Source organism: Acidibrevibacterium fodinaquatile (assembly GCF_003352165.1).
GTDB lineage: Bacteria > Pseudomonadota > Alphaproteobacteria > Acetobacterales > Acetobacteraceae > Acidibrevibacterium > Acidibrevibacterium fodinaquatile.
The window spans coordinates 1274206-1296191 of the sequence record NZ_CP029176.1; the positions used below are offsets into that span (position 1 = coordinate 1274206).

A 21986-nucleotide genomic window follows, 5' to 3' on the forward strand; every position below is an offset into this window, starting at 1 on the left:
TTTCCGTCTCCTTACTCCCGATCGGCGCCGTTGTCGAAGCCTCTTTCGGCAAGACCACGGCGGCGGAAGATCGTCATCACCCGGAACCGGTGATTGGTCGATTTCACGATGCCGACCACCGCTTCGATGTCCCACTCGGCCTTGCGATACATCGGCAGCACCTGGTCGAGCCACACCACCCGCGCGCCGGACGCGGCGCCAGCGGCGAGCGAGCGCAGGACGACGTTGCGCTTGACCATCGTCGTCCGATAGCGCTCGGCATCCTCGATGCTGTAGGGCGGGTCGGCGAGGATCAAATCATAGTCCGCGAGCGGCACCCGCGAAAGATCATGCGCGTCGGCAACGAAGGTCGGTGACAGCGACGGATTGCAATCGACCGTATCGCCCGGCATCGCGCCAAGATCGACCGCGCCGGAAAACACGTGCAACACCTTGCGGCGATCGGGAAACAGGGCGGCGACGCGCCGCAGATAGCCGGCCGGATAGCCGCCATAATAGCCCGATCGCACGCGATAATCATTGCCCATGATCCAGGTGCCGACGACGCGCCCGTCCTCAGCGATGAAGAGACTGCGCGGAAACTTGGTGAGCCGCACATAGCTCTCGATACGCGCCGGCCAATCCATGCGGGCGAGCGTCCGTCAGCCGAGCGTCGCGTTGAAGGCGCCGCCGTCGATGAGAAGATTTTGGCCGACGATGAACCCCACATGCGCACTGCACAGGAACGCGCAGGCGGCGCCGAATTCGGCGGGATCGCCGACCCGCCCGGTGGGATTGGCCTTGGCCCGCAGCGCGATTTCCTCATCGACGCTGCGCTGCGCGCTCTCGGCAGCGGTGCGCATGTTCTCGCGCAGCCGGTCGGTGAGGAAGGGGCCGGGGAGGAGATTGTTGATGATGACGTTGTCGCGCGCGACTTCCCGTGCGACGCCGGCGATGAAGCCGGTGAGCCCGGCGCGGGCGCCGTTGCTGAGGCCGAGGCTTGCAATGGGTGATTTCACCGAAGCCGAGGTGATGTTGACGATGCGCCCGAAGCGCCGCGCCCGCATCCCCGCGATCACCGCTTGGATCAGCGCAATCGGCGTCAGCATGTTTGCCTCGAGCGCCGCGTGCCACTGCGCCGGCGTCAGCGTATCGAAACGCCCTGCCGGTGGGCCGCCGGCATTGTTGATCAGGATATCGGGCGCCGGTGCCGCCGCGAGCACGGCGGCGCGGCCGGACTCTGTCGTGATGTCGGCGGCGATCGCCTGGACGGCAACGCCGGTCGCAGCCCGGATCTCATCAGCGGTGGCGGCGAGGGCCTCTTTCCCGCGGGCGTTGATGACCAGCGCGACACCCTCGCGCGCCAACGCCAAAGCCACGGCGCGCCCGAGACCTTTGCTTGCTGCACAGACGATGGCGGTCTTGCCGCGCAATCCGAGATCCATTGAAAATTCCTCCGCTTTTCAGGTTTCGACGAGGAGATCGCTGAGCGCCGCGCGCACCGCATCCGGCATCGCAACCGGCCGCATGGTCGCGCGCGCGACATAGACATGGACGAAATGCCCCTCTGCCGCAGCACTTTCGTCGCCGTCGCGAAAAATACCGAGTTCATAGCGCACCGCGCTGGTGCCGAGATGGGCGACGCGGATGCCGACGCTGATTTTTTCCGGAAAACTGATGGACGCATGATAGCGGCAGGAATTTTCCGCAACGATGCCAACGATCGGGCTCTCGCTGAGCGAAAGCAGGCCGCGCCGGACGAGAAACCCATTCACCGCGCTATCGAACCAAGCGTAATAGACGACGTTGTTGACATGACCGTAAATGTCATTGTCGTGCCAGCGCGTGGTGATTTCCTCGAAATGGCGATACTCGGCGCGACGTCCGGGCGGTGTGCGAGGCAAGCGGCGGGACATGCTATACCGCAACCGGCCCGACATGTTCCATCAAACGTGGCATCAGCTCGACGAGATTGCAGGGCCGATGCCGCGCATCGAGCTGCCAGCGCAGGATCTCGTCCCAACCATCCTTGACCGCGCCGGGACTGCCGGGCAGGGCAAAGAGATAGGTACCGCCAGCAACACCGCCGATCGCGCGCGATTGCATGGTCGAGGTGCCGATCTTCTGATAGCTCAGCGTGCGAAACAATTCGCCGAAACCTTCGATGCGTTTCTCGAGCACCCGCTCGAACGCTTCCGGCGTCACATCGCGCCCGGTCAGACCCGTGCCGCCGGTGGTGATGACGACATCGATGGCCGGGTCTGCGATCCAGGCCGCGAGTTTCGCCGCGATCAGTGTGGCATCGTCGCGCACCAGATCGCGCGCGGCGAGATGGTGCCCGGCCTCGGTGATGCGCGCGGCGAGCGTGTCGCCGGAGGTGTCGTTGGCCAGCGTGCGGCTGTCAGAGACGGTGAGGACAGCGATGTTGACGGCAAGGAAGGCACGGGTTTCATCAATACGCGCCATCGTTTTTCTCCACGATCAGAATGGGCCCAACCGCACCGGAAAGTCGCCGCCCGGCCACTGGCCGGCGGCGATCTCGGGCCCGACGCCGTTCAGTGGAGCAAAAGCGGGGGCGTCTCCGACGCGCCTGCCGGCAGGGTATCGAAACTCCGCACGCGAGGAAAGCGGCCTTCGGCGAGGGCCGCAAGACCCGGCGGCGAAACCGCGAGCCGCGCGGCATAAAGCCAGGCATAGGCGAGCGTGCGATGCAAATAGGTGCGCGTCTCACGGCTCGGCACCGCCTCGATGAAGAGCAGGGGATCATCGCCGTCATGCACCGTTCCGGCCCACGCCAAGACATTGCCCGGCCCGGCGTTATAGGCGCACAGCAGGCGCAGGAGATCGCCATCGACGGCGCTCTGGCGCGCGAGATAGAGGAGATAGCGCTGGCCGATATCGAGATTGACGGCGGGATCGTGCAAGCGTTTCTGGCGCGCGCCGGCGAGCGAGGGGTCGTTGACCAAATAGCTTGCTGTCACCGGCATGATCTGCAGCAGCCCGCGCGCCCCGGTCGGCGAAATGGCGGCGGGATCGAAATGCGATTCGATGCGAGCCAGCGCATAGACCAGCGCCGGCGCGACCTGGAACCCGCCGCGCGGCGCGAGATGCGGGAGCGGTTCGGCGCCGAGCCCGTCATCGCCGCGGACGCTCGCTGCGATCTCGTCGGCAAGACGCGAAAGCCCGGCCTCGCGCGCAACCAGGGCAACGGCGCGGCGAAGATCGGGCGCGGTCTCGGATTTTGCCGCGAGCTGGCGTAGTTCCGCTTCCGCCCAGCGCGTCTGCCCGACCTGCAGGAGCGCGAATGCGCGCAACCCTTCGGCGGTGGCCGCGACCGCGGCGATATCGCCCTCGCCGAGAACTTCGTCGGCGAACAGGTCATCGCGGATCAGCGGCAAGCCGAGCCGGCGGCGGGCGAGCAAGCCATAAAACGTGTTGGCCTCGGCGCTGGCGCGCTGCAGCCAGAGATGGCCGCCCTCGGCGTCGCCGGCGGCGAAATGGGCGCGCGCCGCCCAGAACAAGGCCGCGGCGCGCAGGCCCGGCGCGGTGAGCGGCGCCCCCGCGGCGGCCTCGAAAAACCGCGCCGCCTCTGCCATCCGCTCGAGCCGCCAGGAGGCGAGGCCGGCGGTGAAACCGGCGAGCGCGACCCGCCCGCCGCTTTCCTGCAGCGCCGCACTGGCGAGATCACGGGCGGCGTGGTCACGATTGGCAGCGAACAGCGCCTGCGCCACCTCGGCCCGCAGCCAGGCGGCGTAATCCCGGCTGAGCCCGCTGGTATGGGCGATCAGACGCAGCGCGGCATCGAAATGGCCGCTCTCGGCGCGCGCGACGATGTCGCGTTCCAGCGCGGGCGAGCGGCGGAGGTCGGGGAGATTGGGGATGGTGTCCTCGGGCGCGCTGAGGGCGGCGAGGCTGGGCGGCGGGGCAACATGGCGGGCGGCCGGGCAATCGACGGCGCGCTGGCGGCAGAGTGCGGCGATGTCGCTCGCAATAGCGAGGGTGGAGTGGCGGGAAAGCCAGGTCGAGAGGGTTCCGAGCGGGGTGCGGCCGGGGGCGTGGAGATAGAAACTGGCGAGCAGGTAGCCGCGCAGATCGGTGCGCAGCCCGGTCGGCGCCGCGGCCCCGCGCGATGCGTCATCCTCGCCGAACGCCGCCCAGAGGCGCTTGGCGGCGGCGCTATCGCCGGCCGCTTGCGCCGCGAAAATCGCGCGAATTTGCGCCGCCTCGAGCGTCTCGAGCGGTTGCGGCAAAACCACTTCCATGGCACCGAGCGGTGCCAGGCGCGGCACTGCCATCGCGGTTTCGTCGGATTGCGCCACCGCCTTGCTTGCCGCCGCGCTGGCGAACAAGGCTGCCCCGGCGAGCATCGCCCGGGCAGCAGGAAGGCGGGAGAGCGTTGTACCGGTCCCTCGCATGCCCCCGCCCTACACGGGCAATCTATGAGACGCAACCCCTATCTCTGGTATTTATCTCATTAATTTTACCAACGATTAAGATTTCAAGCGCTTACAGGCATTCCTTGTATAAAAAATTCGTGATTCTCTTGCGCTGCACAATCACGAAAACGCCGCCGCAACCGCGGCGGGGTTGGGCAGCAGCGCCGCCATCGCGGCGGTTTCAGTATCCTCCTCGGCGGCCGCGAGCGGATCTCGGGGCAAGAGGTGATGGCGGAGCACGAGGTCGGCGAGGGTCTGGCGCGAGGCGTCGCCGAGGGCTGCGGCCTCGGCGGCGAAGGCACTGGCGGTGGTGACGTGATAGAGCGCGGTTGCGGCGCTTCGCGCGAGATGGGTGCCGTCTGGCGCCATGGCCCGCTCGGCGAGGCGGATCGCGCCGGCGAGCGGCGCGAGAAGCGCGGTCATGCCCGACCGCGCGACCTCCGCCCGGATATGGTTTTGCAAGGCGATGAGGGCGCCCTCGCGCCGCGCCGCGCGCATGACGTCAAGCGCGACGATATTGCTCGTGCCCTCCCAGATCGAGCCGAGATGGGCATCGCGCACCAGCCGCGGCTCTGGCCATTCCTCGATATAGCCGGCGCCGCCGCGCACCTCCATCGCGTCCCCCGTCACCCGCCGCGCATCGCGGCAGGCGCGAAACTTGATCAGCGGCGTCAGGATGCGGAGCAGGGCATAGGCGTCTTGGTCGCCGGCATCGGCACGCGAAAGCGCCGATGCGGTCGCGAACATCATGCTGCGGGCTTGTTCCGTGGGCACGAGAATTTTCAAAAGCTGACGCCGCATCAGGGGAAGTTCGATCAGGCGGCGGCCGAAGGCGCGGCGGTGATGGGCGACGAAGAGGGCCTCGGTCACCGACCGGCGCATCATGCCGGCGGCGCGCACGCCGTTCGAGAGGCGAGAATTGTTGATCATATCGGTCATCTGGCGGAATCCGGCGCCGGGCTCGCCGACCAGAAACGCCTCCGCCCCTTCAAGGCGGATTTCACCGCTCGCCATATCGCGTGTGCCGAGCTTGTCTTTCAACCGCACGATGCGATAGGCGTTGGGGGTGCCATCCGGGCGCTCGCGGGGGAGGAGAAAGAGCGACAGCCCCCTGGTTCCCGCCGCCGCCCCCTCCGGCCGGGCAAGCACCATCGCCAGCGCCGCATCGGCGTTCGAACAGAACCATTTGTCACCGAACAGCCGCCACGAACCATCGTTTTTTGCAACCGCGCGCACCGCCGTCGCGCCGACATCCGAGCCCGCCCCTTGCTCGGTCATGAACATCGCGCCCTGCGCGAGGGTTTCCAGATCCTGGCTCAGCAATCGCGGCAGATAATGTTCGACCAAGGCAGGATCGCCGAATTTACGCAGGGTGCGGGTTAGGCTGTCGGTCATGCTGACCGGGCATAAAAGGCCGAACTCGGCCTGCGCGAAGAGATAGGTCAGCACATATTTCGCCGCCGCCGGCAGCGGCGCAGGCCAGCCGAAAACGCCGGCGCGATGAGAGAGAGCGGCGAGGCCGAATTCGCCAAAGGCGAGCCGCTCCATCTCGCGATAGCTCGGGTGTTTTTCTATGCTTTGGCGATCCTCGCCGGTGCGTGTGCGCGCGAGTAAGCGCGGCGGATGGCGATCGGCGTCGGCCGCGAGTGTATCGAGCCGGCCGCCGGCGAGCGCCCCGAGACGGTCACAATAAGGTGTGAGGTGAGCGCAAAGCGCGGGCGGGAGATGGAGCGTCATCAGCCGCGCGAGCATCGGATCGGCGCGGTAGAGATTGAGCCCGCGCGCATCCGGCACCGCTTCCGCGCCGCTCGGCGGGCCATCCGCTGACGATAGTGCGCGCGTGCGCGGATCTTCGCCCATCCTTGCCTCCCCCGGGTCATGACGCCGCGGTTGCGACGTCTTGCAAGCTTTGCGCGCCGCAAGCCTGGCCGCAAGGGTTAGCCGGCCGGCGGGAGCTTCTCGGCGCCGGGGGCGGGCAGGAATGGCTTGCCAGCCTTGCCGGCGCGGGGGATAACAGCGACCAAAGGAAAAAAACCGCCGTGCCGCGAGAGCGGTTGCGCGCGGCGGCTCAGTCGAAGGAGGAAACCATGGCGGCGATGCAAGACGAAGCGCGGGCGGGCGGCGTGAGGGTGAGGGGGGCACGCTGGCGGCCGCTGGCCGGGCGCTTTGCCGCGATCGTGGCGCTGCTCGCAGGCGTCAACGCTGCCGCCCCGGCGCGCGCCGACGATGCGGCGCCGATCGAAATCGGCATGGTGACGCCGCTCACCGGCGCCGCCGCGGAATCCGGTCGCTATGCCGAATGGGGCGCCGAGATGGCGGTCGCCGAGGTCAATGCCGCGGGCGGCGTGCTCGGCCGGCCGCTGAAGCTCGTCATCGAGGATGACCAAACCACCAATCCCGGCGTCGTTTCCGCCTTCAACCGGCTCGCCAACGATTCCGCGATCGTCGCCTTTCTCGGCTCCATCCGTTCGACGCAGGTGCACGCGATGGACCCTGACGTGCGGCGGGTCGCCAAGCCGGTGTTTTTCGGTGGCACCGATCCCAATCTCACCCATGCCGGCGATCCGTGGCTGTTCCGCTGTCGGCCCAATGACACCTATTCCGCCAAGGTGATCGCGTCGTTCGGGGTGCAGACGCTTAATCTCAAGAAATGGGCGCTGGTGACCTCGACCGATGCCTTCGGTTCGAGCGGCGCGCGGCTGCTCACCGCCGAATTGCAGGCACTTGGCGCGAGCGTCGTGACGGCGCAGGGCTATGCCAATCAGACGCCGGATTTCACCCCGGTCGTGCTCGCGGTCAAGGGATCGGGGGCGGAGGTGATCGGGAGCTATTTCACCTTCGAGCAGGATCTCGCGATTTTCGCGCGTCAATTGCGCCAGCTCGGGGTTCGCAGCCCCTGGGTCGGCTCGCCCTCGATCACCGATACCGCGGCGCTGCATCTCGCCGGACCCGCGCTTTATGGCACCTATGGTGTTGCCGATTTCAATGCCGATTCCAGCCCCGAAGCGAAAGCCTATGCCGAGGCCTATCAGAAATTGCACAAGGCGCCGGCCGATCAATTCTCGGCCTGGACCTATGACGCGATCAAGATCGCAGCACGCGCCATGACCACCGCGAAATCGACCGACCCCGCCGCTTTCCGCACCGCGATCCTCGCCATCCGCGGCTACAAAGGCACGGAGGGCACTTATGATTTCGATGCCAACGGCGACGGACTGCACGGCTATAACGTTGTTCAGAACAAAAGCGGCAAGCTGGTCTTCGTCAAGCGCGTCGATTTCCCGGCACCGTAACGCATATCGTCAGCGCACAACGTCATGGCGATCATCCTGCAATTACTGTTTACCGGCCTTGGCATCGGCGCCGTCTACGCGCTGGTCGCGCTCGGCTTCGTGTTGATTTATCGCGCAACCAACGTCGTCAATTTCGCGCAAGGCCAGTTCGCCATGCTCGGCGGCTATTGCATGGTGATCACCACCGTCGATCTCGGCCTGCCCTATTGGCTCGGGATCATCATCAGCCTGGTGGTGATGGCGTTCTTCGGCGCGATCTTCAATCTCGGCGTTTATTATCCGCTCCGCCATCGTTCGTTCCTGCCGGTCGTGATCTCGACGATCGGCGCCTCGATCCTGATCACCAATCTCGTGCTCGCGATTTATGGCCCGGAGCCGACGACGCTTCCCGGCATGACCGATTATCCCGGGATCAGTTTCGGCGCGGTGTTTCTTGACGCGCAATATCTCGTCATCATCGCGACCACGCTGGCGCTCGTCCTCCTGCAATACGTGTTTTTCGAACACACCATGATCGGCAAGAAGATGCAGGCGGTGTCGCAGGACAAGGAGATGGCGAGCCTGCTTGGCATCAACGTCACCGGCATGATCATGCTCACCTTCACCTATTCGGCGGTGCTCGGCGGCATCGCCGGCATTTTGGTCGCGCCGATCCTATTCGTCTCGGTCGGGCTCGGCGCGCAGATCGCGCTCAAGGCGTTTGCCGCCTCGATCATCGGCGGCTTCGGCGATGTTCCGGGGGCGATCGTCGGCGGGTTGTTGATCGGTGTCGCCGAGACGCTGGGGGCTTTCTATATCTCGGTCCCCTATAAGGATGCCTTCGCGTTTGTCTTGCTGTTCGCCTTCCTGCTGATTAGGCCGCAGGGGATTTTCGGCGAAAAAATCGCCCAGAAAGCGTGAGGCGAACGGTATGAAGAGCGTCACCAACAGTCTGCTTTGGCTCATCGCTCTCGTCATCGCGATGGGCTGCGCGCTTCTTTTGCCGATCAACGGCTATCTGATGAATCTGCTGATGCAGGCGAGCACCTATGCCATCGCGGTGCTCGGCATGACGGTGGTGCTCGGCTATACCGGGCAGATCAACATCGCGCAGGCGGCGTTTTTCGGCATCGGCGCCTATGCCGTCGCGATCGGCACGACGACGCTTGGGCTGGCGTTTTTCGCCGCCCTGCTGCTGGGCGCCGTGGTCGCGCTTCTCTTCGGGATCGTGCTCGGCGGCTCGACGCTGAAGCTCGGCGGCCATTACCTCGCCATGGTGACGATCAGCTTTCAGGAAATCCTCACCCTGGTTTTGACCAACTGGATCGGGGTCAGCCACGGGCCGGACGGCATTTCGAATATCCCACGGCCGCATCTCGGCTTTCTCGCCCTCGATCAATCGCAGCATTATCTCGCGCTTTGCCTGTTCTGCCTGTTCGTGACCGCGGGGCTGGTCGCTTGGCTGAAATCGAGCCGGCTCGGGCTTTCCATGCAGGCGGTGCGCGACAACGAACTCGCCGCCGGTGTCGCCGGGATCGATACCTACCGGATCAAGATCATCGCATTTGCCGCCAGCGCCTGTCTCGGCGGGATCGGCGGCGGCCTCTTTGCCGGCGCGTTTCGTTATATCAGCCCCGATCAATTCGCGTTCGATGATTCGGTGGTTTTGCTCACCATGGCGCTGCTTGGCGGGGTGGACGCCGCGATCGGCGCGGTGATCGGCACAGCCCTTCTCATTCTTCTCCCCGAGTGGTTGCGCTTCCTCAAGCAATTCTACCTCGCGGTTTATGGCCTTGCCGTCATCCTGATCATGGTCTTCATGCCACAAGGGATCTTCGGCTATTTCGCGCGTCTTGTGCGCCGCGCGCCGGATTTGCCGCGCGGGGAGTTCGCGCCACTCGCGCTCGGCGCCGATACCGGCGCGGGCCTGCCGATTTTGGAAGTTTCCGATCTCTCCAAGCATTTCGGCGGCCTGCGTGCGGTTGATGCCGTCGACCTTGTGATTATCGGCGGCTCCGTTCATGCCCTGATCGGCCCCAACGGTTCGGGCAAGACGACGACGCTGAATCTGCTCTCTGGCATCTATCGCCCGACCTCGGGCAACATCCGCCTTGGCGGGCGCGATGTCACGGGGCTTGCGCCGCATCTCCTCGCCGCTGCCGGCATCGGCCGGACATTTCAGAATATTCGGCTGTTTCACTCACTGACGTCATTCGAGAATGTATTGATCGGAAGCTTCCGGGCTGGGAGCGGGCTCGATGCCGCCGCGCGGCGCGAGCGCGCGATGGCGGCGCTCGATTTCGTCGGGATGGCGGCGCGCGCGCATGATCAGGTCGCGAGCCTTCCCTATGGCCATCAGCGTCTCGTCGAAATCGCGCGTGCGCTCGCCGCCAACCCGAGCCTGCTGTTGCTCGATGAGCCGGCGGCCGGCCTCAACCTCACGGAGAAGCAAAATCTCGTCGCGCTGCTGCGCCGTTTGCGCGGCCACGGTTTGACCATTCTCCTGATCGAACACGATATGGATCTCGTCGAACAAGTGTCCGATCGCATCAGCGTGCTCAATTTCGGCCGCCGCATCGCCGATGGCACACCTTCGGAAGTGCTGCGCCATCCTGATGTCGTCGCCGCCTATCTCGGGGAGGTGGCTGAAGATGCCGCTGCTTGAGCTTTCTGGTCTCACCGCCGCATACGGTGCGGTCGCCGCTCTTTCCGGGCTCGATCTCGCCGTCGCGGAAGGCGAGATCGTCACCTTGCTCGGCGCCAATGGCGCCGGAAAATCGACCACGCTTCGCTGTATCTCGGGACTTCTCTCTCCGACGGGTGGCGAAATCCGCTTTGCAGGGCAAGTGATTTCAGGACTGCACGCCGAGCGCGTGGTGCGGCTCGGCATCGCGCACGTGCCGGAGGGAAGGCGGGTTTTTCCCGGCCTCACGGTGCGCGAAAACATCCTGCTCGGCGCTTCCAACCGCCGCAGCGCACGCGCGGCGCTCGCGCGTGACGCCGAGGAGATGTTCGCGTTGTTTCCCGATCTCGAGCGTTTTGCCGACACGCTCGGCTGGATGCTCTCTGGCGGCCAGCAGCAGATGGTGGCCCTGGCGCGAGGCCTGATGGCGCGACCGCGACTTCTGCTGCTCGATGAGCCCTCGCTCGGTCTCGCGCCGTTGATCGTGCAGCAGGTGTTTCGCATCATCGCCCGTATTCGCGAGAGCGGAACAACGGTTTTGCTCGTCGAGCAAAATGCCCGCATCGCACTCGCGATCGCCGATCGCGGTTATGTGCTGGAAACCGGGCGGCTGGTCGTTGCCGGCAAACCCGATGCGTTATGGAATAACGAGGATGTGCGCGCCGCCTATCTCGGCGGCAAGCGCCTGAGCGAGGAAAGCAGAACACGATGAACGAGGTAGTGCGTGGCGATGTCGGGGCTTGGCGTGAGGGGCGGGTCGGCATCGTCGAAATCCGCCGCCCGCCCAATAATTTCTTCGACAACACGCTGATCGCCGATATCGGCGCGAGCTTCGAGGCGTTCGACGCCGATCCCGCCTGCCGCGTCATCGTGCTCGCCGCCGCTGGTAAAAATTTCTGCGCTGGCGCTGATTTCGCCGGCCGCCCGGCAACCGGCCTCGCGGAGGAGGGCGGCGCCAAGCATCTCTACAAAGAGGCGATTCGGCTGTTTCGCACGCGAAAGCCGATCATCGCGACGATCCAAGGCGCGGCGGTGGGCGGCGGGCTCGGTCTCGCTTTGGTCGCGGATTTTCGGATCGCCTGCCCCGAGGCACGGTTTTGCGCCAATTTCACCCGGCTCGGCTTTCACCCCGGCTTCGGCCTCACCGCGACGCTGCCGCGGCTCGTCGGCGCTCAGCGCGCGGCGCTGATGTTCTATACCGGCCGGCGCATTCCCGGCGAGGAGGCGGCCGCGATCGGGCTTGCGGATCTGCTCGTGCCGCAGGCCGAACTCCGCGCGGCGGCGCTTGCGCTCGCGGAGGAGATTGCGATTTCCGCGCCGCTTGCCGTGGCCTCCACGCGCGAGACGCTGCGCCGCGGCCTCATCGACGCGATCGAAGCCGCGACCGAGCGCGAACTCGTCGAGCAGGAATGGCAGCGCCGGACAGCGGATTTTTGCGAAGGCGTGGCGGCGATGGCAGCGCGGCGCGAACCGGTGTTCGAAGGCAAGTAAGCGGTTCTTTTTTGAAAAAAAGAACCAAAAAACGTCTATCTGGTTAGCGATAGCCGCCCGGGTGTGCGAGCCGCCACGCATAGGCGGTGGTGACGATTTCGCGTAGTTCCGGAAAACGCGGCCGCCAGCCAGTCTCTTTCTGGATGCGGGCGGAAGAGGCGACCAGGGTCGGCGGGTCGCCGGCGCGCGGCGGCCCGAGGCGATGGGGCACGCGCCGGCCGCTGACCTCCTCGATCATGGCGATGACTTCGCGTACCGAATGGCCGGCGCCATTGCCGAGATTATAGGCAACAGAGCCGTGATCGAGCCGCGCGAGCGCCGCGAGATGGGCGCTCGCGAGGTCGGTCACGTGGATGTAATCGCGCACACAGGTGCCGTCCGGCGTCGGGTGGTCGGTGCCGAACACCACCAATTCCGGCGCCCGGCCGAGCGCGGCATCGATCGCGCGTGGAATGAGATGCGTCTCGGGGTCATGGTCTTCGCCGAGCCGCCCGCTGGGGTCGGCGCCAGCGGCGTTGAAATAGCGCAGACAGGCGCTTTTCAAGCCATGCACCCGATCGGCCCAGGCAAGCACCCGTTCGAGCATGAATTTGCTCTCGCCATAGGGGGAGGAAGGCAACAGCGCCGCCGTCTCGGTGATCGGGATCTCGACCTCGCCGCCGAACAGGTTGGCGGTCGAGGAGAGCACGAAGCGGTTGACGCCATGGCCGATCGCATCCCCGATCAGGGCGATCCCATTGCCGACATTCTCGCGGAAATAGCGTAGCGGATCGGCCATGCTTTCGCCGACCAAGGAAAGCGCCGCGAAATGGAAGATGGCAGCGAAGGGGCCGCGCGCGAAGGCGGCCGCGCGCGCCGCCGGATCGGCGAGATCACCGACGATCAATTCGGCCGGCGGGGTGATCGCGGCACGATGGCCCTGGCGGAGATCGTCGATCACCACCACCTCGGCGCCTTCCGCGATGAGTGCCGCGACGAGATGGCTTCCGACATAGCCGGCGCCGCCGGTGACGAGGAATCGCTGCGTCATGGGTTTTTCCTGAGCGGGAACAGTGTCATGAGAGTGCGGGCTGGACCGCGGGCATCGGGATCGGTATCAGAGGCGCGCAGAGCAGCGATGGGGCGTAGCCAAGCGGTAAGGCAGCGGATTTTGATTCCGCCATGCGGAGGTTCGAATCCTCCCGCCCCAGCCAGGTGCGGCGTCATGTCGCCGGCTCCGTCTCGGGCCCCTCCGCCTCGGCCCGCAACCGGCGGAAGCTGCGGGCGCTGAACGGCAGCATCGCGAGATAGATCAGCCCGGCGAGCGCGAGCCCCGCCCACGGATCGGCGATCAGGAACGCGGCATAAAGCCCGGTGCCGAGCAGCATCGGCAGCACCATCGCGGTCGGCACCTTGAAATTCTTAAAACTCCAGACCGGCAGCGTCGAAACCAGGAGCAGCGCGGTGCAGACCAGAACGGCGGCGTCAAACAGCGGAAACCGGGCGAGAGCGTCAAGCCATGCCCAACCCATGTCGCGCGCTTCAAGGCCGATGAAGAGCGGCAGCAGCGCGAGCAGCGCGCCGGCCGGCGCCGGGACGCCGGTGAAGAAATTATACGTGTAAGCCGGCGCGACGGAATCGAGATTGGCGTTGAAGCGCGCGAGCCTGAGCGCCATGCACACCGCGAAGATCAGCGCCGGGACGAAGCCGTAGCCGTGCATGGCGCGGAGTGACCAGAGATAAATCACGAAGGCCGGGGCGACGCCGAAGCAGAGAAAATCGGCGAGGCTGTCGAACTCGGCGCCGAAGCGCGTCACCGCCTTGAGGAGGCGCGCAAGACGCCCGTCCAGCCCGTCGATGAAGCCCGCGAGGATGATCGCTTTGGCCGCCCCGCCGAAATGCCCCTCGATCCCGAGCCGGATCGCAGTCAGACCGGCGCAGAGGCCGAGCAGCGTCATCAGGTTGGGAATCAGCCGGTTAAACGAGAGCCCGGTAAAGCGCGGCCGCGCGCGCCGGCGCAAGCGGGGGAGGGGGGGGCGTGCCATCAATCAAGCTCGGCGATGACGGTTTCGCCGCCCACCATCCGCTGCCCCTCGGCGATCAGCGGGCGCACCCCTTCCGGGAGATAGAGGTCGGTGCGGCTGCCGAAACGGATGATGCCGAAGCGCGCGCCGGCGCTGACCGCATCGCCCTCACGCACCGAACAGATGATCCGCCGCGCGATCAGCCCGGCGATCTGCACGACGGCGATCTCGCGCCCATCGGGGAGGCGGATCGCAAGGGCATTGCGTTCGTTTTCGTCGCTCGCCTTATCGAGGCTGGCATTGACGAATTTGCCGTGCCGATAGGCGATGCGGGTGACGGTGCCGGCGGCGGGCACGCGGTTGACATGGACATCGAGCACCGAGAGGAAAATCGCGACCCGCCAGCGCGGCGCCGGGCCAAGGCCGAGTTCGCCCGGCGGGGTCGCGGGCTGGACGGAGACGACGCGGCCATCGGCGGGGGCCACGATGACGCCCGGCCGCGGCGGCGGAACACGGTTCGGGTCGCGAAAAAAATAGAGGCAAAACAGCACGAAGACGACGCCGAGCCAGAACAGCCAGGCACCGAGCGCGAGCCCGAGCACGATCGCCACCGCGCCGCCGGCGAGAAACGGCCGGGCGGCGGGATGCGGTGGGGCGAGAACCATCAAGAACGAATCGAGGGTCATGCCGGGGCGGATTCCGAACCAGAGGAAAGTTTGCGGCGGTTGTCTGCGCGCGGTTTATGAAAGTTTCATCGATCGGGAGCAAGATCGGGTCAACAGAGAGTGACTTTTAGCAGGAACCGCCGCATGCCGATTGATGCCCCGCTCCAGCTCGGTCCGTTCACGATCGACGGCCAAGGCCATATCGCCCCGCGCCATCCCGAGCAGCGGGCGACGTTTTCCTTCTTCTGGCGCGCCCGCGCGCTGCATGCGCGGCTGTCGGGCGGTGAGCTCGAACTCGAAGCGGTCGCCGGCCGGGTGCCGAGTACCGGCCAAGCGGCCGCCGGGAGCCATGAACGCTCGCTGATCCTCGCCTTCCTGCCGCGCCTGCCGGCGTTGTTGCCGGCGGAATGGCGGGCGATCCTGGCGCCCGACCATCGCCTCCTGATGCTCTCGATCATCACCCTCAGCGAGCCGCCGGTGATCACCGATCTGCTCGCCGCGATCACGTGCCGGCTGATCGCGCTCGCCCCTTATCTCGACGTGTTGGAGGAGGCTGGGCTCCGCCCCGGCGCCGCGCCCGCGGGTGCCGCCGGCACGATCAGCGTCTGACCCGGATAGATGATGCCGGGCCGCTGGATATGGGCGCGGTTGGCGGCGTAGATGATGGTGTAGCGGATGCCGCTGCCATAGACCTCGCGCGCGATGCGCCAGAGATTTTGCCCAGGCTGGACCACCACCATGCCGGGTTTCAGACTGCCGGGGGCGAGTTTTTCGCGCAGGAACGGCAGCGTCAGCGTTCCCGTCACCGCGTTGTCGGGGCCGCGCGCAACCAGCGTCAGGCGGTGATGGCCGGGGGTGACCGCGCGCGCCGGCGCCATCGCCCAATGCCCGTCCTGATCGGTTGCCGCCTCGCCGGCGGGCTGGCCGTCGATCGCGAGGCTGACGGTATCGCCGGGCGTTGCGTGGCCGGCGAGGCGGAGATGGCCGGCCTGATCGTAATCCACCACCTCGATCTCGGGTGCCGGCTTCGGGGTCACGCCTGCCGCGGGCGGCTCGGTCGCCGTGGCCGCCGGCGCTTGCAGGCGCTTGGGCATATCGGCGCTTGCCGCCCCGTTTGGCGCGAGGGTTGCGAGCGGGACGGCGGGCGCGCCTGACTGCTCCTTACCCGCGACCACCACCAGGACATCGCTGCTGCTATGCGCCTCGACACCGGTTTCGGTTTTCGCCGCCAGGCCAATCGCGTGCGGGCCGGGCAGAAAAGCGGCGTCTGGGGTGAACACGAATTCCCCAGCCGCGTCAGCGGTGACATGGCCGATGGGCTTGCCGTCTTCGAGGATGGTGACGTCGGCGCCGGGCGCGGCACGGCCGGCGATCACCGCGGTGCCTTCGGCGGTGACGCGGACGATGTCGAAACGCGGCGCCGCTGGCGCTGCGGTTTCGGCGGCCGGCGGCGCGGGCGGGGACGGCGCTGGGGAAGGGGCACCCGGCGGGGTGGCGAGCGGCGCCGGCGCGCCGGGATGCGGCCGGTCACGCCATAACAGGGCCGCGCCGACGCCGGCACCGAGCACGATGAGTGCTGCGATGATGAGGCGCGGCGGGGTCACAATCCCCCGTGATGCCGGCGCCTGCTCGGGCGGGAGAGACGTTTCAACCATGAGAAGATCATGTTGCGGCAAATCCGCATCTGTCGCAATCGTGATCGCGTTGGTGCGCGCGGGCGGGACAGGTTAGCGGAGGCCGGCGATCGCCGCGGCGCTGAACGCGAGTAGGGTGACGAGGGCGAGGGCGAGCAGGCTCGCCAGCGCGCCGCCGCCGAGCCGCCGCGCGAGCGGGCCGGCAAACCGGGGCGCGAGGCGCCGGAAGAGCCAGAGTGTCATGAGCGGCGCGAGCGGGGTGGCCCAGACCGGGGACGGCCTCAGACGGAGGGTGCGGCCATCGGCGAGGAGGGCGGCCGCGACGAGAAGGGCGAGGCCCGCGGCCACGCCGATCGCGGTGGCTTCGGCCTCGTGCTCACGGTTTTGGTCACCGCCGATCCCCGCCCCGAGCGCGACGCCGGCGAGCGTGAGCGCAAACGGGGCGGCGCTGCTGCGCCCGATCGCGACGAAGGCGGCCGCGAGCGCGGCTGCGAGCGCGGCGAGCAGCCAATGGGCGGGCCGGGGCGCGGCGCGGATGCCGGCGAGCAATGGCCATCCCATCGCCGCGGCGGCGAGCATGATCAGCGATTCGGGGCGCCAGGCGGCGATGACGGCGCCAAGGCTCCGCCCGGCCCCGCCAAGCCACCATGCGCCGGCCAGCAGGGCGAGGCCGAGCAGGGCGGTGGGCGGCAGGAACGGCCGCGGCGCAGGCCGCGCACCGCGCTTTTTTCTCGCCGGCGGCGCGGCGAACCCGCCAAGCACCATCGTCGCCGCCGCGATCACCGCGATCGCGAGGCGGGCGCGATTTTGCCCCGCTTCGCTGAACGCCGCGAGCGTGCCGGCCATCAGACCGGCGGCGGCGGCGATGATCGCGAGCGGGCGGAACAGTCGGCGGCCGAGCCAGGCAAGGCTCGCCGCGGCAAAAAACCCTATGGCGAAGCCACGCCATTGGCTGGCAAAAAGCAGCGCGATTGCGGGGCGCCATGCGGTCATGCGGCGCGGCATGGCGATCTCGTCGGGTGGCGTCAAGAAGGGGCGGAGACGCGAATGAGTGGCATCAAGCTTTCGATACGGGTCTGGGATGCGCCGGTGCGGCTGTTTCACTGGCTGTTGGTGGCGCTGGTCGTCGCACTTTATGTCAGCCAGTTCCTCGATCTCATGTGGCTGCATTACCGGCTTGGCGAAGCGACTCTGAGCCTGCTGATTTTTCGCCTTTTATGGGGATTTTTCGGCAGTGAGACGGCGCGCTTCGCGACGTTTCTCGCCTCGCCGCGCGCGGCGCTCGCGCATCTCGCCGGGTTTCGCCGCGGCATCGGCGCGGGCGGTGTCGGGCATAATCCGGCCGGCGGCTGGATGGTGGTGTTCCTTCTTCTGCTCTTGTTCGCGCAGGCGCTGAGCGGTCTCTTCGCCCGCGCCGACCCGCATAGCGCCGGGCCCCTCAATCATTTTCTCAGCAAGCCCGCATCCGATCTCGTTTCCGCCTTCCATGCCTGGAATTTCGATGTCCTGCTTGCCGCGATCATCGTTCATCTGCTGGCGATTATTGCCTACGCCATGATCCGCCGGGAAAATCTGCTGCGGCCGATGATCAGCGGCAAGAAGCGCCTGCCGGCTGCGACCCGGGCGCCGCGGCTCGGCTCCTCGCTGCTCGCGCTCGCCCTTTATCTTCTCTCGGCGCTGTTGGTCGCCGCGATCGTCACGGTTTGGCGCTGAGCGAAAACAGACAAAAGCTTTTGGTTCTTTTCTCGAAAAGAACGCCTTTCTCCCGCTTTTTGCCACCTTCGCGGTGGCGCCCGTTGACCGTGGGGCCGCGATCGGGCGCAATGGCGTCGCCGGGAGCGTCAAGCCCCGGCGATGGTGGAGGAAATCATGGACCAAGCCGGCTTGCGCGCCCGCCAGGCGCCGCTCAAGGAGCGTTACCGTCTCGACCCCGAAGCGGCGCGCAGCGCCTCGCGCGCCGAGGCGCGGCTGGTTCCGGGCGAGGTTGCCTGCCGGGTCGTAACGCATGGCGGCGAAATCCAGGCGGGGCTCCATCCCGCGACCGGTGGCGACGGGTCGGAGGCGTGTTCGGGGGATATGCTGCTCGAGGCTCTGGTTGCTTGTGCCGGCGTTACCCTCTCGGCGGTGGCGATCGCGAGCGGGGTCACGTTTCGCGCCGCGCGGGTGATCGCGGAGGGGAGCTGGGATGCGCGTGGCACCCTCGGCATCGACCGTGCGGCGCCGGTCGGGATCAAGGATATTGCGCTTCGCTTCGAGGTCGATACCGACGCCGATGACCGCACGCTCGCTCGCCTGATCGAGACCACCGAGCGTTATTGCGTGGTGTTTCAGACCCTTCGTCAGCCGCCGGCGCTGAGTTGCACCTATCACCGGAGCGGGGAGGGCGCCTGATGCGGGCGATTCGCTGCGTCGAATGGGGCGGGCCGGAGCGGCTTCGGCTCGAAGACATCCCCGAACCGGTGCCGGGGCCGGGCGAGGTGCGGCTGCGCGTGCATGCCGCCGGGGTCAATTTTCCCGACTATCTCATCATCCAGCGCAAATATCAGGTGCGGCCGGAGCTGCCCTTTACCCCTGGCGCCGAGGTTTCTGGCACTGTGCTCGAGACTGGCCCCGGTGTCACCCGGCTGCGCCGTGGCGAGCGTGTCGCCGCTTTCGTGAGCCTCGGCGGCTTCGCCGAGGAAGTGATCGCCCGCGAGGCCGCCTGTTTTCCGCTTCCCGATCATGTCGATGACGCGGTGGGGGCGGCGTTTCTGCTGACCTATGGCACCACCTGGCACGCCCTCGCCGACCGCGCGGCGCTCAGGCGCGGCGAGCGGCTTTTGGTGCTCGGCGCGGCCGGCGGCGTCGGCCTCGCCGCGTGCGATATCGGCCGCCATCTCGGCGCCGAGGTCATCGCCGCGGCGTCCTCGGCGGAGAAGCTGGCATTGTGCCGCGAATACGGCGCGAGCGAGACGATCGACTATACCGCCGAGGATCTCCGCGCCGGCATCGCGCGGGCGAGCGCCGGCGCCGGCCCCGACGTGATCTATGACCCGGTCGGCGGCGATTTCGCCGAGCCGGCGTTTCGCGCCATCGCCTGGCGCGGGCGCTATCTCGTGATCGGTTTCGCCGCCGGGAAAATCCCGGCGCTGCCGCTCAATCTTCCGTTACTCAAGGGCGCGTCGTTGGTGGGCGTGTTTTGGGGGGATCATATGCGCCGCGAGCCCGCCCTCTATGCCGAAGAAACCGCCTCGCTGCTCGCCGCGATCGCCGCGGGACAGCTCAAGCCACTGGTTTCTCACCGCTATCGGCTGGAGGAGGCGGCCACGGCGCTCACCGACATGGCGGCGCGCACGGTGCGCGGCAAAATCGTCATCGTGCCTTGAGGGGGCGGCGGCGGGCACGTTTGCGGCACGGCGACGTCTTGCCAAAGCCGGGTTCCGGCGTCACATCCTGGCGTATGACGCGCGTGTTCAAGCTGACGTTCATCGGCCTCGCGACGGCCGCCATGCCGCTCGTCGCAGCCCTGCCCGCCGCCGCTCAGACGGCGGCGCAAACCTCGGCGCAAACGTCCGCCCAGGCTACGGTCGACGCCGATTACGCCTTCTATACCGCCGGGCTGAAGACCGGCGCGCTCGGCACCAGCCTCGATCTGCGCCCCGACGGCTATCGGGTGAAATTCGATTTCCATACCGCCGGGTTGTTCAGCGCCTTCGTGCATGGCCAGAGCGAGACTGTCGCCGAAGGGCGCTGGGACGGGGCGGACGCCGTGCCCGAGCGCTACGACTCGCTCGGGCTCTGGAGCGGCGAGAAATGGCAGACCCTGATCAGCTATGCCGATCAAGAGCCCTTCGTGCGCGCGCTCACCCCGCCGCGTGAGCCCGATCGCGATCCGGTGACGCCGGAGGAGGCGCGCCAGAGCATCGATTCGCTGAGCGCCATGGCGCTGCTCGTCCATCGTGTGCAGCAGAGCGGCCGCTGCGACGGTGTCGCGCGGCTTTATGACGGGCGCCGGCTGATGCGTCTGACCGCGCACACCGTCGGCACCGAGCTGGTGCCGCAATCATCGCGCTCGCCCTATTTTGGCAAGGCCGAGCGCTGTGACTTCGAGGGGCTCCTGATCGGCGGCATCGAGCACGATAAGGAGGAGGGCAGCACGCGGCGCGCCAAGCATGGCAGCGCCTGGTTCGCGGTCGCCGCGCCGGGGATGCCGCCCTTGCCGATCCGGATGGATTTCGAGACCATCTGGTTTGGCACTGCCTCGATGTATCTGACCAATATCCGCCCCCGCAAGGCAGCCCTCGCGGCCGGCGCGGCGCCGTGAGCGGTTGCGCGAGGCGGCTGGTCAAGCCGCTTGAAAAGCGCGATAGTATGACCAAAATCGCCGCTTAAGAGGGGCATTCCGCCCACAAGGAGATCGAACCGACCATGGCCTTCAGTCCCAATACCCGGGCCTATTCCGGCGCGTCGGGCGCGGCCGCGAGCGCGGCCGTCCTGGATGCGGGCCTTCGCGCCTACATGCTGCGCGTCTATAATTGGATGGCGTCCGGCCTGTTGCTGACCGGCATCGTCGCCTACGCAATCGCCAACACCACGCTGCTCAACCTTTTCTATCCGGTGGTGATGACGGCCTACGGGCCGCATCGGGTGGCCTCTGGCTTGGCCATTCTCTCGATGTTCGCGCCGCTCGCTTTCGTTCTGGTGCTGAGCTTCGGTGTCAACCGGCTGTCGAAAACCGCGGCGCAGACGCTGTATTGGCTGTTTTGCGTCGCCATGGGGGCGAGCCTCACCAATATTTTTCTGCAATATACCGGCGAATCGGTGACGCGCGTCTTCTTCATCACCGCCGCGACCTTCGCCTTCATGAGCCTCTGGGGCTACACCACGCGGAGTGACCTCTCCCGCATGGGGAGTTTTATGTTCATGGGCCTCGTCGGCATCGTCATCGCGGGCCTGGTGAATATGTTCGTGCGCAGCTCGGCGCTGCAATTCGCGCTGAGCGTCATCGGCGTTGTGGTGTTCACCGGCTTGATTGCCTATGACACCCAGCGCATCAAGGCGAGCTACGTGCAATTCGCCTATGCCGACAGCCCGGACGCCGCCGCCAAACGCAGCGTCTATGATGCGCTCCAGCTCTTCCTCAATTTCATCAACCTGTTCATTCTTTTGCTGCAACTGACCGGCGTGCGCAGCAACAACAACTGAGCTTCGTTGCACGCCGTCGGAGCCACAAAAAAAATCTCCCGGACACGAAGGTGCCCGGGAGTTTTTTTGGCCCGCTTGCGTCGTCACCGGCGGCGCCGATCCGGCCCGCCGGGGCAGACATCAGACCGATTTCTTCAGGGTCGGGGAGGCTTTGAAGCGCACGGTCTTGCCGGCCTTCACCTTGATCTGCTCGCCGGTGCGCGGGTTGAGGCCCTTGCGCGCCTTGGTTTTGCGAACGGTGAAGGTGCCGAAGCTCGGCAGGGTAAACTTGCCGTTCTTCTTCAGCTCCCCAACGATCGCCGCCATGAGGTCGCCGGCAGCACGATTGGCGGCAACGCCCGTGAGTTCAGCGGAGTCCTGGATAACCTGGGCGATGAAAGCTTTGGACATGAGTGTTCCTTGCACATAGAGCCCGCCGGCTTGATGCCGTTTCGCGGGCGGATGAACCGGCCCCCGCATCCGAATCGCGCAAATAACGGTGGCGCGCAGCTTTTAGGTGAGCGCTGGAGATTTGACCAGCCTCTAAATCTTCTTTGTCGCGTTATGAAGGATTGAAAGACCAGGATGCGCCGTCGCAGCGCCTGATGTGCTTGATTTGTTCTTCTCATAGCCGGCCGCCCTTGCTAAACTCTCGCCCGG

At 66.6% G+C, this 21986-nt stretch carries 23 protein-coding genes and 1 tRNA gene; 12 read left to right on the forward strand and 12 right to left on the reverse strand.

All coding sequences use genetic code 11. The features are described from left to right. Positions 1 to 11 precede the first annotated feature (11 nt). The 6 genes from DEF76_RS06190 to DEF76_RS06215 all read right to left on the reverse strand — a co-directional run bounded on the left by DEF76_RS06190 (position 12) and on the right by DEF76_RS06215 (position 6275). Entirely contained in the window at positions 12 to 626 is a 615-nt protein-coding gene (locus tag DEF76_RS06190; protein WP_114911582.1) for a hypothetical protein, read from the reverse strand. Positions 627 to 641: 15 nt separating this feature from the next. Continuing rightward, complete coding sequence (locus DEF76_RS06195; RefSeq protein ID WP_114911583.1) at positions 642 to 1424, reverse strand: SDR family oxidoreductase; 783 nt, start codon at positions 1422 to 1424, stop codon at positions 642 to 644. Between the two features lie 18 nt (positions 1425 to 1442). Continuing rightward, positions 1443 to 1883 carry an acyl-CoA thioesterase gene (locus tag DEF76_RS06200; protein ID WP_240319124.1) on the reverse strand — a complete coding sequence of 147 codons (441 nt, stop codon included), beginning with the start codon at positions 1881 to 1883 and terminating at the stop codon, positions 1443 to 1445. A gap of 13 nt (positions 1884 to 1896) precedes the next feature. Then, positions 1897 to 2445, reverse strand: a complete 549-nt coding sequence (moaB, locus tag DEF76_RS06205; protein ID WP_114911585.1) for a molybdenum cofactor biosynthesis protein B — start codon at positions 2443 to 2445, stop codon at positions 1897 to 1899. An 89-nt stretch (positions 2446 to 2534) separates the two neighbouring features. Beyond that, on the reverse strand, positions 2535 to 4394 hold the full coding sequence (locus DEF76_RS06210; protein ID WP_162800508.1) for a lytic transglycosylase domain-containing protein: 1860 nt from the start codon (positions 4392 to 4394) through the stop codon (positions 2535 to 2537). A gap of 141 nt (positions 4395 to 4535) precedes the next feature. Further along, complete coding sequence (locus tag DEF76_RS06215) at positions 4536 to 6275, reverse strand: acyl-CoA dehydrogenase family protein (RefSeq protein WP_114911587.1); 1740 nt, start codon at positions 6273 to 6275, stop codon at positions 4536 to 4538. A 227-nt stretch (positions 6276 to 6502) separates the two neighbouring features. On the opposite strand from DEF76_RS06215, the gene DEF76_RS06220 reads away from it, so the two are divergent. The 5 genes from DEF76_RS06220 to DEF76_RS06240 are packed head-to-tail and all read left to right on the forward strand — an operon-like array spanning position 6503 to position 11861. Next, entirely contained in the window at positions 6503 to 7708 is a 1206-nt protein-coding gene (locus tag DEF76_RS06220; RefSeq protein ID WP_205216122.1) for an ABC transporter substrate-binding protein, read from the forward strand. 24 nt (positions 7709 to 7732) lie between these two features. Next, complete coding sequence (locus DEF76_RS06225) at positions 7733 to 8608, forward strand: branched-chain amino acid ABC transporter permease (RefSeq protein ID WP_114911588.1); 876 nt, start codon at positions 7733 to 7735, stop codon at positions 8606 to 8608. Positions 8609 to 8618: 10 nt separating this feature from the next. Continuing rightward, positions 8619 to 10352, forward strand: a complete 1734-nt coding sequence (locus tag DEF76_RS06230) for a branched-chain amino acid ABC transporter ATP-binding protein/permease (RefSeq protein ID WP_114911589.1) — start codon at positions 8619 to 8621, stop codon at positions 10350 to 10352. Further along, positions 10339 to 11082 carry an ABC transporter ATP-binding protein gene (locus DEF76_RS06235; protein ID WP_114911590.1) on the forward strand — a complete coding sequence of 248 codons (744 nt, stop codon included), beginning with the start codon at positions 10339 to 10341 and terminating at the stop codon, positions 11080 to 11082. The genes DEF76_RS06230 and DEF76_RS06235 overlap by 14 nt, the downstream gene beginning before the upstream one ends. Further along, a complete protein-coding gene (locus tag DEF76_RS06240; RefSeq protein ID WP_114911591.1) occupies positions 11079 to 11861 on the forward strand; it encodes an enoyl-CoA hydratase/isomerase family protein in 783 nt (260 codons plus the stop codon). The genes DEF76_RS06235 and DEF76_RS06240 overlap by 4 nt, the downstream gene beginning before the upstream one ends. Positions 11862 to 11904: 43 nt before the next feature. On the opposite strand, the gene galE is transcribed toward DEF76_RS06240, so the two are convergent. Further along, positions 11905 to 12891 (reverse strand): UDP-glucose 4-epimerase GalE, encoded by a 987-nt coding sequence (galE, locus tag DEF76_RS06245; RefSeq protein ID WP_114911592.1) that lies wholly within the window; start codon positions 12889 to 12891, stop codon positions 11905 to 11907. 88 nt (positions 12892 to 12979) lie between these two features. Here galE and DEF76_RS06250 point away from each other — a divergent pair. After that, positions 12980 to 13054 (forward strand) — tRNA-Gln (locus DEF76_RS06250). Positions 13055 to 13063: 9 nt separating this feature from the next. On the opposite strand, the gene DEF76_RS06255 is transcribed toward DEF76_RS06250, so the two are convergent. Then, the gene (locus tag DEF76_RS06255; RefSeq protein ID WP_114911593.1) at positions 13064 to 13885 is read right to left on the reverse strand and encodes a CDP-alcohol phosphatidyltransferase family protein; all 822 of its coding nucleotides are present in this window, start codon (positions 13883 to 13885) and stop codon (positions 13064 to 13066) included. Beyond that, a complete protein-coding gene (locus DEF76_RS06260; protein WP_114911594.1) occupies positions 13885 to 14550 on the reverse strand; it encodes a phosphatidylserine decarboxylase in 666 nt (221 codons plus the stop codon). The genes DEF76_RS06255 and DEF76_RS06260 overlap by 1 nt, the downstream gene beginning before the upstream one ends. A gap of 123 nt (positions 14551 to 14673) precedes the next feature. Here DEF76_RS06260 and DEF76_RS06265 point away from each other — a divergent pair, with 123 nt between their 5' ends. Beyond that, positions 14674 to 15138, forward strand: coding sequence for a hypothetical protein (locus DEF76_RS06265; protein WP_114911595.1), 465 nt, complete (start codon positions 14674 to 14676; stop codon positions 15136 to 15138). Here DEF76_RS06265 and DEF76_RS06270 read toward each other — a convergent pair. Further along, the gene (locus DEF76_RS06270; protein ID WP_162800509.1) at positions 15060 to 16184 is read right to left on the reverse strand and encodes a LysM peptidoglycan-binding domain-containing protein; all 1125 of its coding nucleotides are present in this window, start codon (positions 16182 to 16184) and stop codon (positions 15060 to 15062) included. The genes DEF76_RS06265 and DEF76_RS06270 overlap by 79 nt on opposite strands. A gap of 72 nt (positions 16185 to 16256) precedes the next feature. Continuing rightward, positions 16257 to 17168, reverse strand: coding sequence for a hypothetical protein (locus DEF76_RS06275; RefSeq protein ID WP_162800510.1), 912 nt, complete (start codon positions 17166 to 17168; stop codon positions 16257 to 16259). Positions 17169 to 17210: 42 nt separating this feature from the next. Here DEF76_RS06275 and DEF76_RS06280 point away from each other — a divergent pair, with 42 nt between their 5' ends. The 5 genes from DEF76_RS06280 to DEF76_RS06300 all read left to right on the forward strand — a co-directional run bounded on the left by DEF76_RS06280 (position 17211) and on the right by DEF76_RS06300 (position 21347). Beyond that, positions 17211 to 17876, forward strand: a complete 666-nt coding sequence (locus tag DEF76_RS06280; protein ID WP_114911598.1) for a cytochrome b/b6 domain-containing protein — start codon at positions 17211 to 17213, stop codon at positions 17874 to 17876. A gap of 156 nt (positions 17877 to 18032) precedes the next feature. Then, complete coding sequence (locus tag DEF76_RS06285; protein WP_114913709.1) at positions 18033 to 18554, forward strand: OsmC family protein; 522 nt, start codon at positions 18033 to 18035, stop codon at positions 18552 to 18554. Next, the gene (locus tag DEF76_RS06290; RefSeq protein WP_114911599.1) at positions 18554 to 19528 is read left to right on the forward strand and encodes an NADPH:quinone oxidoreductase family protein; all 975 of its coding nucleotides are present in this window, start codon (positions 18554 to 18556) and stop codon (positions 19526 to 19528) included. Before DEF76_RS06285 ends, DEF76_RS06290 begins: the two co-directional genes overlap by 1 nt. A gap of 83 nt (positions 19529 to 19611) precedes the next feature. Beyond that, positions 19612 to 20466, forward strand: coding sequence for a DUF3108 domain-containing protein (locus DEF76_RS06295; protein ID WP_205216123.1), 855 nt, complete (start codon positions 19612 to 19614; stop codon positions 20464 to 20466). A 104-nt stretch (positions 20467 to 20570) separates the two neighbouring features. Then, the gene (locus tag DEF76_RS06300) at positions 20571 to 21347 is read left to right on the forward strand and encodes a Bax inhibitor-1/YccA family protein (protein WP_114911601.1); all 777 of its coding nucleotides are present in this window, start codon (positions 20571 to 20573) and stop codon (positions 21345 to 21347) included. A 120-nt stretch (positions 21348 to 21467) separates the two neighbouring features. Here DEF76_RS06300 and DEF76_RS06305 read toward each other — a convergent pair whose 3' ends face one another. Then, the gene (locus DEF76_RS06305; protein WP_114913710.1) at positions 21468 to 21737 is read right to left on the reverse strand and encodes an HU family DNA-binding protein; all 270 of its coding nucleotides are present in this window, start codon (positions 21735 to 21737) and stop codon (positions 21468 to 21470) included. Positions 21738 to 21986 lie beyond the last annotated feature (249 nt).

Coding starts and splice junctions, on each gene's coding strand:
- DEF76_RS06190 (WP_114911582.1), bottom strand. CDS start 626: ATGGATTGGCCGGCGCGTATCGAGAGCTATGTGCGGCTCACCAAGTTT.
- DEF76_RS06195 (WP_114911583.1), bottom strand. CDS start 1,424: ATGGATCTCGGATTGCGCGGCAAGACCGCCATCGTCTGTGCAGCAAGC.
- moaB (WP_114911585.1), bottom strand. CDS start 2,445: ATGGCGCGTATTGATGAAACCCGTGCCTTCCTTGCCGTCAACATCGCT.
- DEF76_RS06210 (WP_162800508.1), bottom strand. CDS start 4,394: ATGCGAGGGACCGGTACAACGCTCTCCCGCCTTCCTGCTGCCCGGGCG.
- DEF76_RS06215 (WP_114911587.1), bottom strand. CDS start 6,275: ATGGGCGAAGATCCGCGCACGCGCGCACTATCGTCAGCGGATGGCCCG.
- DEF76_RS06220 (WP_205216122.1), top strand. CDS start 6,503: ATGGCGGCGATGCAAGACGAAGCGCGGGCGGGCGGCGTGAGGGTGAGG.
- DEF76_RS06225 (WP_114911588.1), top strand. CDS start 7,733: ATGGCGATCATCCTGCAATTACTGTTTACCGGCCTTGGCATCGGCGCC.
- DEF76_RS06230 (WP_114911589.1), top strand. CDS start 8,619: ATGAAGAGCGTCACCAACAGTCTGCTTTGGCTCATCGCTCTCGTCATC.
- DEF76_RS06235 (WP_114911590.1), top strand. CDS start 10,339: ATGCCGCTGCTTGAGCTTTCTGGTCTCACCGCCGCATACGGTGCGGTC.
- DEF76_RS06240 (WP_114911591.1), top strand. CDS start 11,079: ATGAACGAGGTAGTGCGTGGCGATGTCGGGGCTTGGCGTGAGGGGCGG.
- galE (WP_114911592.1), bottom strand. CDS start 12,891: ATGACGCAGCGATTCCTCGTCACCGGCGGCGCCGGCTATGTCGGAAGC.
- DEF76_RS06255 (WP_114911593.1), bottom strand. CDS start 13,885: ATGGCACGCCCCCCCCTCCCCCGCTTGCGCCGGCGCGCGCGGCCGCGC.
- DEF76_RS06260 (WP_114911594.1), bottom strand. CDS start 14,550: ATGACCCTCGATTCGTTCTTGATGGTTCTCGCCCCACCGCATCCCGCC.
- DEF76_RS06265 (WP_114911595.1), top strand. CDS start 14,674: ATGCCGATTGATGCCCCGCTCCAGCTCGGTCCGTTCACGATCGACGGC.
- DEF76_RS06270 (WP_162800509.1), bottom strand. CDS start 16,184: ATGGTTGAAACGTCTCTCCCGCCCGAGCAGGCGCCGGCATCACGGGGG.
- DEF76_RS06275 (WP_162800510.1), bottom strand. CDS start 17,168: ATGCCGCGCCGCATGACCGCATGGCGCCCCGCAATCGCGCTGCTTTTT.
- DEF76_RS06280 (WP_114911598.1), top strand. CDS start 17,211: ATGAGTGGCATCAAGCTTTCGATACGGGTCTGGGATGCGCCGGTGCGG.
- DEF76_RS06285 (WP_114913709.1), top strand. CDS start 18,033: ATGGACCAAGCCGGCTTGCGCGCCCGCCAGGCGCCGCTCAAGGAGCGT.
- DEF76_RS06290 (WP_114911599.1), top strand. CDS start 18,554: ATGCGGGCGATTCGCTGCGTCGAATGGGGCGGGCCGGAGCGGCTTCGG.
- DEF76_RS06300 (WP_114911601.1), top strand. CDS start 20,571: ATGGCCTTCAGTCCCAATACCCGGGCCTATTCCGGCGCGTCGGGCGCG.
- DEF76_RS06305 (WP_114913710.1), bottom strand. CDS start 21,737: ATGTCCAAAGCTTTCATCGCCCAGGTTATCCAGGACTCCGCTGAACTC.